Source organism: Streptomyces sp. NPDC015125, from assembly GCF_043080045.1.
Lineage (GTDB): Bacteria > Actinomycetota > Actinomycetes > Streptomycetales > Streptomycetaceae > Streptomyces.
The window spans coordinates 826,592-840,312 of sequence record NZ_JBIBVF010000001.1 but is presented as its reverse complement, the minus strand read 5'-3'; the positions used below and the strand labels follow the sequence as shown (position 1 = coordinate 840,312).

Here is a 13,721-nt window from a genome sequence, read left to right as displayed (position 1 = left end):
CGGCCATCGTGGCGCGGAGGGTGGGGGAGGGGTGGCCGTTCGGGGCCGGACCGCCGCCTCAGGCGTGCGAATAGGCCACCAGGGAGATGCCGACGTAGTGCACGACGAACGCCGCCAGGGTGAAGGAGTGGAAGACCTCGTGGAAGCCGAACCACCGCGGTGAGGGGTTGGGGCGCTTGATCCCGTAGATCACGCCGCCCGCGCTGTAGAGCAGCCCGCCGACGATGACCAGTACCAGCACGGCGACCCCGCCGGTGCGCAGGAAGTCGGGCAGGAAGAAGACGGCGGCCCAGCCCATGGCGATGTAGCAGGGGGTGTAGAGCCAGCGTGGAGCGCCGACCCAGAAGACCCGGAAGGCGATCCCGGCCAGTGCGGCCGCCCAGACCGCCCAGAGTAGCGCCTGGCCGCGGGAGCCGGGCATGAGCAGCATCGTCAGTGGCGTATAGGTGCCCGCGATGATCAGGAAGATATTGGCGTGGTCGAGCCGGCGCAGCACGCCGTCGGCCCGCGGCCCCCAATTGCCCCGGTGGTAAAGGGCGCTGACCCCGAAGAGCAGGCAGGCGGTCATGGTGTAGATGGCGCACGCCAGCCGGCCGCGGGGGCTGTCGGCGAGGGCGGTCAGTATGACCCCGGAGAGGAGGACGGCGGGGAACATTCCGGCATGCAGCCAGCCGCGCAGTTTGGGCTTGAGGGGGTCGGCCGCGGCGGCGACCGCCGCGATCGCGGGCGGCGCGGAGGGGGTCTGGCTCTCGGCGGCGTCGGGCGCGGAAGTCATGGCTCAATGCTACCTACGCGACCGTAAGTTACCGATTCGTGGCGGAGTGGTGACGGTCACCAAGGTGCCCTCTGGACAGAAACCCCTCCGGGTCGGATGATCAAATGAGTGCGGTCGGCACCGGATGAGCGGTCACGAAGCATCCGGGTCGCGGCCCCCAAGGGGCAGGCAAACAAAAGAAGCGGATTTCCCGGCAAAACGGGCATAAATTCGTCCACACCCTCATCTAGGAGCGATCGTGGCGCGCGACAACGCGGCTCCCTCTGCCCATCCGACTCGTCACCAGGACCTCATCTCCTGGGTCGACGAGATCGCAGCGCTCACCCAGCCCGACCGGGTCGTCTGGTGTGACGGCTCGGAGGCGGAGTACGAGCGTCTGTGCGAGGAGCTCGTCGACAAGGGCACGTTCAAGAAGCTCGACCCGATCAAGCGCCCCAACTCGTACTACGCCGCCTCCGACCCCTCGGATGTGGCGCGCGTCGAGGACCGCACCTTCATCTGCTCCGAGAAGGAGGCGGACGCCGGCCCGACCAACCACTGGAAGGCCCCCGCCGAGATGCGGGCCATCTTTACCGGTGGAGACAGCGGCGTAGCCGGTGAGCAGGCCATCTTCCGCGGCTCGATGAAGGGCCGGACGATGTACGTCGTCCCGTTCTGCATGGGCCCGCTCGGCTCGCCGCTCTCCGCGATCGGTGTGGAGATCACCGACTCCGCCTACGTCGCGGTCTCGATGCGCACCATGACGCGCATGGGGCAGCCGGTGCTGGACGAGCTCGGCGAGGACGGCTTCTTCGTCAAGGCGGTGCACACCCTCGGCGCCCCGCTGGCCGAGGGTGAGGCCGACGTTCCGTGGCCGTGCAACTCCACCAAGTACATCTCGCACTTCCCCGAGGACCGCGAGATCTGGTCCTACGGCTCGGGCTACGGCGGCAACGCCCTGCTCGGCAAGAAGTGCTACGCGCTGCGTATCGCCTCCGTCATGGCGCGTGACGAGGGCTGGCTCGCCGAGCACATGCTGATCCTCAAGCTCACCCCGCCGCAGGGCGAGGCCAAGTACGTCGCCGCCGCCTTCCCGTCCGCCTGCGGCAAGACCAACCTCGCGATGCTGGAGCCCACGATCTCCGGCTGGACCGTCGAGACCATCGGCGACGACATCGCCTGGATGCGCTTCGGTGAGGACGGCCGCCTCTACGCCATCAACCCCGAGGCCGGATTCTTCGGTGTCGCGCCCGGCACCGGCGAGCACACCAACGCCAACGCCATGAAGACGATGTGGGGCAACTCCGTCTTCACCAACGTCGCGCTCACCGACGACGGCGACGTCTGGTGGGAGGGCATGACGGAGGAGAAGCCCGCTCACCTGACCGACTGGAAGGGCAACGACTGGACCCCGGAGTCCGCAACCCCGGCGGCCCACCCCAACGCCCGCTTCACCGTCCCGGCCGGCCAGTGCCCGATCATCGCGCCGGAGTGGGAAGACCCCAAGGGCGTGCCGATCTCGGCGATCCTCTTCGGCGGCCGCCGCGCCAGCGCCGTACCGCTGGTGACCGAGTCGCTGACCTGGCAGCACGGCGTCTTCCTCGGCGCCAACGTCGCCAGCGAGAAGACCGCGGCGGCCGAGGGCAAGGTCGGCGAGCTGCGCCGCGACCCGTTCGCCATGCTGCCGTTCTGCGGCTACAACATGGGCGACTACATGGGCCACTGGGTCAAGGTCGGTGCTGACAAGGACCAGTCCAAGCTGCCGAAGATCTACTACGTCAACTGGTTCCGCAAGGACGACCAGGGCCGCTTCGTCTGGCCCGGCTTCGGCGAGAACGGCCGGGTGCTCAAGTGGATCGTCGAGCGCCTGGACGGCAAGGCCGAGGGCGTCGAGACCCCCATCGGTGTGCTGCCCACGAAGGACGCGCTGGACACCAACGGCCTGGACCTCGACGACGCCGACCTCGACTTCCTGCTCACCGTCGACAAGGACGTGTGGCGCGAGGAGGCGGCGCTGATCCCCGAGCACCTCAACACCTTCGGTGACCACACGCCGAAGGAGCTGTGGGACGAGTACCGCGCACTGGTCCAGCGGCTCGGCTAGTCGCCGCACCAGCCGTCGCGCGACTCCGCCCGGCCGGGGCCCCGCACCTCGCGTGCGGGGCCCCGGCCCGTTGGTCGCCCGCCCCCGGGTCCGCCGAAGAAAGGCCGTCCGGATGCGCCGGTGGAGTGACGCCGGGGCCGGGGCCAGGGGCAGGGTCGGGGCAGAGAGAGGCGGGGAGAGAGGGGCAGGGCGGGGGCGGCCGAAGAGGCGCCGGTCCGTCCGTCCCGCGCGCGGCTCAGGCCGTGGCGAGATCCCGGTCTCGACGCGGTGCGGCGTGTGCCTCCATCCGCTCCGCGGCCAGGGCCATCGCCGCGGTGTCACCCCGGGAGGTGGCGACCGCCAGGGCGTTCCCGGCGAGGGTGTGGGCACGCTGCTGCAGGGCCTCGGGCCGGGACGGGCTGCCGCTGTCGGAGGGCTCGGCGCGCCGCGGATAGTGGCCGCCGCTCAGCCGCGCGACCTGCTCGGCGATGCGCTTCGCCGCGGCGGACAGGGCGGCACCGTCCAGCGCTGCCCCGTCCGGCGCGGCACCGTCCGGTGCGCCGCCGTCCCGTGTCGCCAGGGCGTGCAGTTCGTCGGTGACGGTGAGCAGGGCGGTCAGCTGTCCGGCGAGCCGGATCTCCAACTCCTCCTCGCGGGAGCGGTGTGGGATCTCCGGGGCGGCGGCCATGGTGTGGACCGACTTGGTGCGGATCGGTTCGTACATGGGACGGCCTCCTGATAAGCGGCTAGGAGACCATCCTAGCTTAGACAGTGTCTAAAGTTATGATCCGTATAGAAATTGCTCCGGCTCAGCACTGTCCGTAACCGTCGAGGAAGGAACCGATCCGGGTGACGGCATCCGTCAGTTCGTCCTTGCTGGGCAGCGTGACCAGGCGGAAGTGATCCGGCTCCGGCCAGTTGAAGCCCGTGCCGTGCACGATCATGATCTTCTCGGCGCGCAGCAGATCGAGCACCATCTGCCGGTCGTCCTTGACCTTGTAGACCTTGGGGTCCAGCCGGGGGAAGGCGTACAGCGCGCCCTTCGGCTTGACGCAGCTGACGCCGGGGATCTGCGTCAGCAGCTCGTACGCCGTATCGCGCTGCTCCAGCAGTCGGCCGCCGGGCAGTACCAGTTCGTTGATCGACTGACGGCCTCCGAGGGCCGTGGCGACCGCGTGCTGGGCCGGCATATTGGCGCACAGCCGCATATTGGCGAGGATCGTCAGCCCCTCGATGTACGAGGCGGCGTGCGCCTTCGGGCCGCAGACCGCCATCCAGCCGCTGCGGTAGCCCGCCACCCGGTACGACTTCGACAGCCCGTTGAAGGTCAGGGTCAGCAGGTCCGGGGCGAGCGAGGCGAAGGGGGTGTGGGTGACACCGTCGTAGAGGATCTTGTCGTAGATCTCGTCGGCGCAGACGATCAGGTTGTGCCGCCGGGCGATCTCCGCGATGCCCCGCAGCAGCTCGTCGTCGTAAACGGCACCCGTGGGGTTGTTGGGGTTGATGACGACGATGGCCTTGGTGCGGTCGGTGACCTTGCGCTCGATATCGGCGAGGTCCGGCATCCAGTCGGCCTGCTCGTCACAGCGGTAGTGCACGGCCGTACCGCCGGAGAGCGATACGGACGCCGTCCACAGCGGGTAGTCCGGGGCCGGGACCAGCACCTCGTCGCCGTCGTCCAGCAGCGCCTGCATCGACATCTGAATGAGCTCGGAGACGCCGTTGCCGAGGTAGATGTCGTCGACCGAGAGCTCGATGCCCTTGGTCTGGTAGTGCTGCATCACCGCACGACGGGCGGAGAGCAGGCCCTTCGCGTCGCCGTAGCCGTGTGCCGTACCGACCGAGCGGAGGATGTCCTCCAGGATCTCGGGCGGGCACTCGAAGCCGAACGCCGCCGGGTTGCCGGTGTTGAGCTTGAGGATGCGGTGACCCGCCGCCTCCAGCCGCATGGCCTCCTCGAGCACCGGGCCACGAATTTCGTAGCAGACGTTGGCGAGCTTCGTTGACTGGATCACCTGCATGTCCGCCACCTTACGGCTGCGTAACGCCCCCCGCCCGGTGTTTTTCCCCACGTTGGTCAGCGGACGGTGTGGGGTGCGGCACGCAAAGTGACGCTCTGTGGCCGGTCGGCTGGGCGGCCGAAGCGGGGCGGCCAGGGGCGGCTGGGTGGCCGGTCGGAGGGCTGGAGGGCGGAGGGCGGAGGGCTGGAGGTTGGTGGGCGAAGGGGTGGACGACGGAGGGGCTGGAGGGGCTGGAGGGGCGGAGGTTGGTCGGGAGGGCGGCCGGTCGGGCCGACGCGGGCGGACGGCCGGACGGGCCGACCGGTGCGGTGCCGCACTCGTGGGCACCACGGATTTCACGGGTGACCGGCGGGCAGGCGCGCGGATCGGTACGCTCCGGACGCATGGCCACTTCGGCGGATTTACCCCCGCTCGCGGCTTCCTCAGCCGTGCCGCCCGCGACCTCATCGCACGCATCACACGCATCACACGCATCACACGCGTCACACACGTCACACGCGTCACACACGTCGCATGCGTCGCACGCTCCCTTTGCACTGCTCAATGACGAACCGGTGGCCGAGCCCGGCGCGGATCTGCTCGGCGCCGGCCGCGCCGCCCGCCAGCTCGCCGGTCTGCTGGTCGCCTCCCGCCACTCCACCCCCTTCACGCTCGCCGTCGACGCCGGCTGGGGGATGGGCAAGAGCAGCCTGATGCGGTTGGTCGACGCGGAGCTGGCGCACGCCCCCGAGGTGCACACCGTCTGGTACAACGCCTGGACCTCGCAGGGCGCCGATGCACTGGAAGGACTGATCAAGTCCGTGCTGATGCGGTTCGACCGGCGGGTGCTGCGGCGCGCACTGCAGCGGATCTCCGAGCGGCGCGCGCTGCTCCGGGCCGTACGGGCGGTGACGACGGTCGCCGCCGGGCCGCTGGGGGCGGCCGGTCTGGTCGACGAACTGTGGAAGACCCTGTCCGTCAACTCCCAGGCACGCAACGAGATGCGCGGTGCGATCGGCGAGCTGGTGCAGGAGTGGTCGCAGACCGACGGCTTCCGGCCACGCCGGCTGCTGGTCGTCTTCATCGACGACCTCGACCGCTGCTCGGAGGAGAGCGTGCTCGCGGTCTGCGAGGCGGTGAAGGTCTATCTGGACGTGCCGGGTCTGGAGTTCGTCATCGGATGCGACCGTTCGGCGCTGGCGCCCAACGGGCTGTTGCGCGATCTGTCCCCCGCCGCTTCGGCCTTCATGGAAAAGATCTTTCAGACGAGTTACCGCATCCCGGTGGCGGACCAGCAGGGCGTCCGGGAGTACATCCGGCGGTGCGCCCGGACCGTCGGGATCGAGCAACTGCTGGACGAGCGGCTGACCACGCTCCTCGCGGAGCGCTCGGCCCGTAACCCCCGGCGCATCAAGCGTCTGGTGAACGGCTTTGTGCTGGAGGCGACACTCAACCCCATGTGGGACGACTTCCCGCCCGAGGCGGTGGTCAGGACGTTGCTTCTGCAGTACTTCTACCCCGACTTCTACCGGATGGTGGCCGGGGCCGCCGGCTCCGGCACCGGCGATGTGATCGCCGAGTTCCGCACCTACCGGCAGGTGCGCCGGCTGCTGCGGGCCCCCGGCCCAGTCCCCGTGGCGGAGCTGCCGGTGGTGACCCGTTTCCTGCGGGAGCACGACCTGCCGGAACAGGACATGGACCGCCGCGGCGAGGCGCTGAGCCGGCTGGAGCGCCAACTGCCCAGCGATTTCCCGGACATGGTGAGCGACCAGGAGTTCACCTCGCTGATCGACGGCCTGGTGGCGCTGCCCCGGTCCGAGGAACTGCTGCTCCGCTTGCGTGCGGGGGTCGCGCTCCCGGCCGCGGTGCAGCCGGAGCCCGCCGCCGCGTACCTCCGGCCGCTCCCGGCCCCGGCGCAGTCACCGGTACAGGCGTACGGCGCGGTGCCGACGGCGCAGACCGGGGCGACCCGGGTGCACGGCGCGCTGTTGCGAGGCGTGCACATCCTGTGGGTGGACGACCACCCGCGGAACAACGACTCCCTGGTCAGCGCGTTCAGGGCGGCGGGCGCGGTGGTGCGGATCGCCGAGGATTCCGGCTCCGCGGACGCGGCCCTCGCCGTCGAGCCGCCGACGATGATCGTCTCCGATATCGACCGGGGCGGAAATCCGCGGGAGGGCCTGGAGTACCTCGCACGTCTGCGCCGCGACGGCCGCTACGCCGGCCCGGTCATCTTCTATGCGGGCCGCGTCACCCCGGAACGCAAGGCGGTGGCACGGGAGCTGGGCGCACAGCTGACGAGCAGCGGGACCGAGATCGAGCGGCTGGTCGTGCGCGCGGCCGAGGCGGATCGGCCGCCGGGACCAGGGTCTGCCTAGACCCAGACCCAGGCCCAGACCCAGGCCCAGACCCAGGCCCAGGTCTAGGCCTGGGCGAACGGGCCTTCGGCCGTGAAGCGGCGCAGGTGGTGGGCGAATGTCTCGGCCTCACCGGGCGGCCATGAGGACAGGCTCGTCATGATGTGGGCGGCCAGGCGTCTCCGCAGCTCTGCCACTGCGGAGCGGCCCTGCTCGGTGAGGACGAGCAGGTGCGCGCGCCGGTCGGTGGGGTCAGGCTCACGGCGGATCAGGCCGGCGGCCTCCAGCCGAGAGGCCCGGCGGGTCACGCCGGAGCGATCGACTCCGGCGTCGGGCGCCAGGTCGGCGGCGCTGCGGGGCCCGGTCCGGGCCAGCGCGCTGAGTACCGGGTACGTCAATTCGTCCACCGCCTCGCCCATGCCCTCGGTGAGCTGCTGGTGCAGCTGCGCGCGAGTGGTGCGCCTGAGCAGGAGGCCCAGTGCGTCGGCGATCTCATGTCCTACCTCGTTCTCCACGCTCGCCTCGTTCTCCACGTTCGCCTCGTCCGCCTCGTTCTCCGCGTTCTCCATGGCACAAGAATAGCGTGCGTCGCGCACGCATCCCCTGCTACAGTGAAGGAGATGCGTGCGCGACGCACGCACCTCTCTTCCTCTGAAAGGAACTCCCATGACCGGCATCGGCATCGAGGCCGCCCTGAACGACCTGCTCTTCAACGGTGACATCACCCTGCAGGAGGCTGCCGACCGTCACTTCGCCCCGGAGTACCGCCAGCGCACGGATGGCCAGTGGGCCGACCGCACCGAGTTCCTTGCGCACCTCGCCCATGTGCGCACCCTCGTCGCCGGGGGGTATATCGAGGTGCACGAAGAGCTGTACAGCGGCAGCAAGTACGCCGATCGGCACACCGCCCACATCACGAAGAAGGACGGCTCCACCGTGCGCATGGAGGTCTACGTGTTCGCCGACCTCGCGCCCGACGGCCGGTTCAGCCGCATCGAGGAGACCACCCTGATGCTCCAGGGCTCCGACGCCGATCGCGGCCTCGGCAGCGCCCGCTAGGGAGGTGCCCCGGGGTGTGACACGCGATCCTTGGGCCGCGCTCCTGTCGGTCCTCCCGCTCCCCCTCCCCTCCTCGCCCCTCCTGTGGTCCTCCCCGCCCCTCCCGGCCCTGTCCGCCCTGGTGGGGCGGGTGCAACGGTGGGGATCGATCACGGAAGCTCGCTCGGGTGGCACCGTTTGAATGATGAAAAGAGCGGGGCGGTAGCATATGAGCACCGCCTAGCTCGAAAGATAAGCCTGTGACTGTCAATGACGACTCGTTCACCAACTGGAAAAACCGCGAAGAGATCGCGGAGTCGATGATCCCGATCATCGGGAAGCTGCACCGGGAGCGGGACGTCACAGTCCTGCTGCACAGCCGCTCCTTGGTGAACAAGTCGGTGGTCAGCATCCTCAAGACCCACCGGTTCGCCCGGCAGATCGCCGGTGCGGAACTCTCGGTCACCGAGACGCTGCCGTTCCTGCAGGCACTCACCTCGCTCGATCTCGGCCCGTCCCAGATCGACATCGCCCTGCTCGCCGAGACGTACCGGACCGATGACCGCGGTCTGTCGGTGGAGGAGTTCACCGCCGAGGCCGTCGCCGGTGCCACCGGTGCCGACAAGATCGAGCGCCGCGAGCCGCGCGATGTCGTCCTCTACGGGTTCGGCCGCATCGGCCGCCTCGTCGCCCGCCTGCTCATCGAGAAGGCCGGTTCCGGCAACGGTCTGCGGCTGCGCGCCATCGTCGTCCGCCAGGGCGGTGAGCAGGACATCGTCAAGCGTGCCTCGCTGCTGCGCCGCGACTCCATCCACGGGCAGTTCCAGGGCACGATCACCGTTGACGAGGCGAACAGCACGATCATCGCCAACGGCAACGAGATCAAGGTGATCTACGCCAACGACCCCTCGGAGGTCGACTACACGGCGTACGGCATCAAGAGCGCCATCCTCATCGACAACACCGGCAAGTGGCGCGACCGCGAGGGCCTGTCGACGCACCTCCGCCCCGGCATCGACAAGGTCGTCCTGACCGCGCCGGGCAAGGGCGACGTCCCCAACATCGTGCACGGCGTCAACCACGACACGATCAAGCCGGACGAGCAGATCCTGTCCTGCGCGTCCTGCACCACCAACGCGATCGTCCCGCCGCTGAAGGCGATGGCGGACGAGTACGGCGTGCTGCGCGGCCACGTGGAGACCGTCCACTCGTTCACCAACGACCAGAACCTGCTGGACAATTACCACAAGGCCGACCGTCGCGGCCGCTCGGCGCCGCTCAACATGGTGATCACCGAGACCGGCGCCGCCTCCGCCGTGGCCAAGGCGCTGCCCGAACTCACGGCCCCGATCACCGGCAGCTCGATCCGGGTCCCGGTGCCGGACGTCTCGATCGCGATCCTCAGCCTGCGGCTCGGCCGTGAGACCAGCCGCGAGGAGGTCCTCGACTACCTCCGCGACGTGTCGCTGACCTCGCCGCTCAAGCGCCAGATCGACTTCACCACGGCGCCCGACGCGGTGTCGAGCGACTTCATGGGCTCGCGCCACGCCTCGATCGTCGACGCCGGCGCCACCAAGGTCGACGGCGACAACGCGATCCTCTACCTCTGGTACGACAACGAGTTCGGCTACTCCTGCCAGGTCATCCGCGTCGTCCAGCACGTCTCCGGGGTGGAGTACCCGAGCTACCCGGCCCCGGCGGTCTGATCCGGCGGTCTGATCCGGGGACTGCCCGGTCCGCCGGCCCTTCCACCGCCCGTCGGCGGCGGAAGGGACCGGCGACGGGGGGCACTTCCGGTTCCGCGCGCTGTTCTGCGCGACGGTTGCTACCGGTTCCGCGCGCTGTTCTGCGTGACGGTTGCTTCCCGTCCCGTGTGCTGTTCTGCGAGACTGTCGCTTCCGGTTCCGAGTGCTGTTCCGCGAGAAGGTCGCTTCCTCCAGTCGCCCGATCGCCCACCCGGCGTCGGATGGCACCCGTCCGGTCAGTACTGCTGCCCTTTCGTACCTTGCCTCGGTGAATCCCCGGCACGTATCCAGAGAGGGTTGACGAACCAGCGGCGGAAGAGGGGCTCCCGTGCACCATCACGAGCAGGTCGGACATGCCGGGGCGGGCAGCAGCCGTACCGCGGCACACAAGCCCGCATCCGCCCCGCCCGCACAGCCGCGTGGCCTGCTCGGTCTGCAGGCCGGTGCGGGTAACGCCGCGGTCGTTCAGATGCTCCGTCAGGCCGGCCACCCCGGGGCCCAGGAGCAGCATCGGCACGGCGCCGGACGCGGCCACCGGCACGAGCCGGCACCGCAGCCCGCGGTGCAGCGCTCCGCCGTCCACGATGTGCTGCGCACGCCCGGCCGGCCGCTGGACGAGGTCACCCGTGCCGATATGGAAGCGCGTCTGGGCGCGGACTTCTCCGACGTCCGTATCCACAGCGACGCCGCCGCCAAGGCCTCGGCCGCCGAAGTCGGTGCCCACGCCTACACCAGCGGCAGTCACGTCGTCATCGGCGACGGCGGTGCGGACCAGCACACCCTGGCCCATGAGCTCACCCACGTCATCCAGCAGCGCCAAGGCCCCGTCGCCGGCGCCGACAACGGCAACGGGCTGAAGGTCTCCGACCCGTCCGACCGCTTCGAACGCGAAGCCGAGGCGAATGCCAGTCGGGCCATGGCTGCCGGCCCCCAGGCCGCCCGGAACCTGCAACGCCGCGTGGCGTCTCCCCACGTGCCCGCCGCCCTCCACGCCGTGCAGCGCGCCTACGACCACGACAACCCGGCAAACCCTCAAAACGTGATGACAACCGAGCATTGGGAACGTCAAGCGGGGATCATGGGCGCCGACGGCAAGGCCACCAAAGAGACGGCCACCGCCAAAGTGAGCCTCACCAACGCGGCCAAGAAGAACAAGAAGGCCAAGGCGGGGAAGGGGCGCACGATGGACGAAATCGTCAAGACCGTCGGCCCGGACCTCTTGCGTCAGCTGCAGGGCAAGCCGGAGACGGCCGGGAAGCTCGATCTGTACAGGTCAATGAGCCTCGAAGAGGCGATGGGCATCATGGAGTACTGGGGCAGCCCCGCACAGGCGGCCGCCCTGAAGTACGTGGCGGATGGCGACGGCTCGGCCAAGGAGTTCAAGACCGACCACAAAGGCATGACCATCGGTGCCCACCTCGGCGACCGGGCCCAGGCCGACGCGTACCACAACATGGGGGGCGAGGCGTATCAGGTCATGCTGAAGTTCACGCTGAAGCCCGGTGCGCACGAACTTCTCTTCCACCCGCAGCACATGGCCCTCGGGCCCTCCTACAACAGCGAATTGATCCGCAAGGCACATGGCGGCGACTATCAGAACGCCAACGCGAACGAAGGCGCGCTGCCCGGCTATATCGGCGTGAAGGCGGAAGAGAACGAGCCGTTCAGCATGGCTGTCGCGCAGGGAGCCAAAAGCAAGAAGGGCAGAGAAGCCGGCCCGAGCCAGCTGCTGTTTCAGTTGTTCATCGCGGATGTGAGCATCGTGGGCAACAAGTCGGGGGCACCCCTGCCGGGTGAAGCCGTAGCAGCCGTGTAACCACGAACTGCCGTGGAGTCGGCTTCGGTTGCCGATGCCGGACGTTCACCTTGTTCCGGCCCGGCGACGCGTGAGCCCCGGCCCGGCGGCGTCTCGGCCCGAGTCTCAGCCCCGGCCGGTCGCCGTGCGCCGTACCGCCCGTCCCGCCAGGACATCCGTCCGCCGGCCGTCCTCGATCACGAACCGGCCGTCGATGAGCACCTGCGGGATGCCGGTGGGCAGGGTGCGCGGGGCGTCGAAGGTGGAGCCGGCGGCGACCGTTTCGGGGTCGAAGAGGACGAGGTCGGCGCGGTAGCCCTCATGGACGAGGCCGCGGTCGGTCAGCCGCAGGCGGGCGGCCGGGCGGCCGGTCAGATGGGCGACGCACTCCTCCAGGGACAGCACTCCCAGCTCGCGGACGTACCTGCCGAGGTACTGGGGGAAGGTCCCGTAGGCGCGCGGATGCGGTTTGAGGCCCTGGAGGATGCCGTCGCTGCCGCCGGTGTGCACCCGGTGGCGCATGATCCGGCGGACGTTCTCCTCGTGGCCGATGTGCTGCAGGATCGTCGAGCCCAGGCGGTCGTCGGTCAGGAGACGCCGGGCGGTCACCCACGGCTCCTCGCCGCGCTCCGCCGCGCTGCGGGCAAGGGTCTTGCCGACATAGCCGGTCAGAGCGGGGTCCGCGACACCGGAGATCTCGATGGTGTCCCAGTCGATGGGCACCCCGTGACAGCCGTCCGCCCCTTCCACCTCCATGACCCGGCGGATCCGCTCGGCCGTCGCCTCGTCGCGGAGGCGGGAAAGGATCGCCTCGGGACCGCCCTCGCTCGCCCAGCTCGGCAGCATCGCGACCAGGGTCGTACAGCCGGGGGTGTAGGGGTAGGTGTCGAGGGTGATGTCCGCGCCCGTGTCCAGCGCCCTGTCCAGGAGCGAGAGCAGCTCGGGCGCGCGGCCCTCGTTGACGCCGAAGTTCATGGTGGCGTGCGCCAGATGCAGCGCACAGCCGGCCTCGCGGGTGAGCGCCACCATCTCCTCGTACGCCTGGAGGGCGCCCGCCCCGTAGGAGCGGTGGTGCGGGCAGTAGTAGCCGTCGTAGCGGGCCACCACCCGGCACAGTTCGGTGAGTTCCGCGTCGGAGGCGTACATGCCGGGGGTGTAGGTCAGGCCGGAGGACAGGCCCACCGCGCCCTGCTCCAGGCCCTCGGCGACCAGCTGTTTCATCCGCGTCAGCTCGTCGGCGGTGGCGGCGCGGTCGTCCCAGCCGAGGGCGAGCATCCGGACGGTGCCCTGCGGGACGAGGTAGGCGGCGTTGACGGCGATGCCGTTGCCGTCGAAGCCGTGGTCGAGGCGGTCGAGGTAGCCGCCGACCGTACGCCAGGTGAAGTCGACGGAGGTGTCCCCGGGGCCTCCGCCGTTCCAGCCGGTGATCTGGGTGCGCACCTCGGCGAGGGTCCGGTCGTCGACCGGCGCGTACGACAGGCCGTCCTGGCCGAGGACTTCGAGGGTGACGCCCTGGGCGGCCTTCGCCTCGTGCGCCGGGTCACGCAGCAGCGCGAGATCGCTGTGCGCGTGCATATCGATGAAGCCGGGGGAGAGGGCGAGGCCCTGGCCGTCCACCACGCGGGCGGCGCCCGGGCGCGGGCCGCCGTCCGTCTCGCGGTGGATCACGGCGATCCGGCCGCCGGTCAGGGCGACATCGGCGCGGTAGGACGGACCGCCGGACCCGTCGATGACACGGACGTCGCGGAGCACGGTGTCCATGGGTGGGACCGCCTTTCTCGGTGCCTGGGCGTGGTCCCGGCGCCTGAGGTGTGCCTCGGGTGCCCGAGGCGTGTCTCGCTGCTTGAGGCGTGTCTCGGTGCCGGGGTGGGGGGCCGGCGGCGCGCGCCGCGGGGGATCGGCGCGCACCGCCGGGGTCGGGAGGGGGCCGCCGGGGTCGGGAGGGGCCG

General features: G+C 69.9%; 10 protein-coding genes. 5 read left to right on the top strand and 5 right to left on the bottom strand.

Features of this window, described 5'->3' with window-relative positions:
• Positions 1-58: 58 nt before the first annotated feature.
• Positions 59-775, bottom strand: coding sequence for a hemolysin III family protein (locus ACF088_RS03640; RefSeq protein WP_392373713.1), 717 nt, complete (start codon positions 773-775; stop codon positions 59-61).
• A gap of 238 nt (positions 776-1,013) precedes the next feature.
• Between ACF088_RS03640 and ACF088_RS03635 the strand changes: the two genes are divergently transcribed.
• A complete protein-coding gene (locus tag ACF088_RS03635) occupies positions 1,014-2,858 on the top strand; it encodes a phosphoenolpyruvate carboxykinase (GTP) (RefSeq protein ID WP_392373712.1) in 1,845 nt (614 codons plus the stop codon).
• Positions 2,859-3,093: 235 nt separating this feature from the next.
• Here the strand turns inward: ACF088_RS03635 and ACF088_RS03630 are convergent, their stop codons facing one another.
• Entirely contained in the window at positions 3,094-3,561 is a 468-nt protein-coding gene (locus tag ACF088_RS03630) for a hypothetical protein (RefSeq protein ID WP_392373711.1), read from the bottom strand.
• Positions 3,562-3,646: 85 nt separating this feature from the next.
• Complete coding sequence (locus ACF088_RS03625; protein ID WP_392373710.1) at positions 3,647-4,858, bottom strand: pyridoxal phosphate-dependent aminotransferase; 1,212 nt, start codon at positions 4,856-4,858, stop codon at positions 3,647-3,649.
• A 554-nt stretch (positions 4,859-5,412) separates the two neighbouring features.
• On the opposite strand from ACF088_RS03625, the gene ACF088_RS03620 reads away from it, so the two are divergent.
• Positions 5,413-7,215 (top strand): P-loop NTPase fold protein, encoded by a 1,803-nt coding sequence (locus ACF088_RS03620; protein WP_392373709.1) that lies wholly within the window; start codon positions 5,413-5,415, stop codon positions 7,213-7,215.
• Between the two features lie 44 nt (positions 7,216-7,259).
• Here the strand turns inward: ACF088_RS03620 and ACF088_RS03615 are convergent, their stop codons facing one another.
• On the bottom strand, positions 7,260-7,709 hold the full coding sequence (locus ACF088_RS03615) for a MarR family winged helix-turn-helix transcriptional regulator (RefSeq protein ID WP_392373988.1): 450 nt from the start codon (positions 7,707-7,709) through the stop codon (positions 7,260-7,262).
• A 151-nt stretch (positions 7,710-7,860) separates the two neighbouring features.
• Here ACF088_RS03615 and ACF088_RS03610 point away from each other — a divergent pair, with 151 nt between their 5' ends.
• From ACF088_RS03610 to ACF088_RS03600, 3 genes are all read left to right on the top strand, one after another.
• Positions 7,861-8,253 carry a nuclear transport factor 2 family protein gene (locus ACF088_RS03610; RefSeq protein ID WP_392373708.1) on the top strand — a complete coding sequence of 131 codons (393 nt, stop codon included), beginning with the start codon at positions 7,861-7,863 and terminating at the stop codon, positions 8,251-8,253.
• A gap of 239 nt (positions 8,254-8,492) precedes the next feature.
• Positions 8,493-9,938, top strand: coding sequence for a glyceraldehyde-3-phosphate dehydrogenase (locus ACF088_RS03605; protein WP_392373707.1), 1,446 nt, complete (start codon positions 8,493-8,495; stop codon positions 9,936-9,938).
• 508 nt (positions 9,939-10,446) lie between these two features.
• The gene (locus tag ACF088_RS03600) at positions 10,447-11,793 is read left to right on the top strand and encodes a DUF4157 domain-containing protein (protein WP_392373987.1); all 1,347 of its coding nucleotides are present in this window, start codon (positions 10,447-10,449) and stop codon (positions 11,791-11,793) included.
• Positions 11,794-11,898: 105 nt separating this feature from the next.
• Here the strand turns inward: ACF088_RS03600 and ACF088_RS03595 are convergent, their stop codons facing one another.
• On the bottom strand, positions 11,899-13,533 hold the full coding sequence (locus ACF088_RS03595) for an amidohydrolase family protein (RefSeq protein ID WP_392373706.1): 1,635 nt from the start codon (positions 13,531-13,533) through the stop codon (positions 11,899-11,901).
• Between the last annotated feature and the right edge of the window lie 188 nt (positions 13,534-13,721).

Bases quoted from the DNA above. Each gene is read 5' to 3' on its own strand.
- ACF088_RS03610 (WP_392373708.1), top strand. From the start codon at position 7,861: ATGACCGGCATCGGCATCGAGGCCGCCCTGAACGACCTGCTCTTCAAC.
- ACF088_RS03625 (WP_392373710.1), bottom strand. From the start codon at position 4,858: ATGCAGGTGATCCAGTCAACGAAGCTCGCCAACGTCTGCTACGAAATT.
- ACF088_RS03630 (WP_392373711.1), bottom strand. From the start codon at position 3,561: ATGTACGAACCGATCCGCACCAAGTCGGTCCACACCATGGCCGCCGCC.
- ACF088_RS03595 (WP_392373706.1), bottom strand. From the start codon at position 13,533: ATGGACACCGTGCTCCGCGACGTCCGTGTCATCGACGGGTCCGGCGGT.
- ACF088_RS03600 (WP_392373987.1), top strand. From the start codon at position 10,447: ATGCTCCGTCAGGCCGGCCACCCCGGGGCCCAGGAGCAGCATCGGCAC.
- ACF088_RS03640 (WP_392373713.1), bottom strand. From the start codon at position 775: ATGACTTCCGCGCCCGACGCCGCCGAGAGCCAGACCCCCTCCGCGCCG.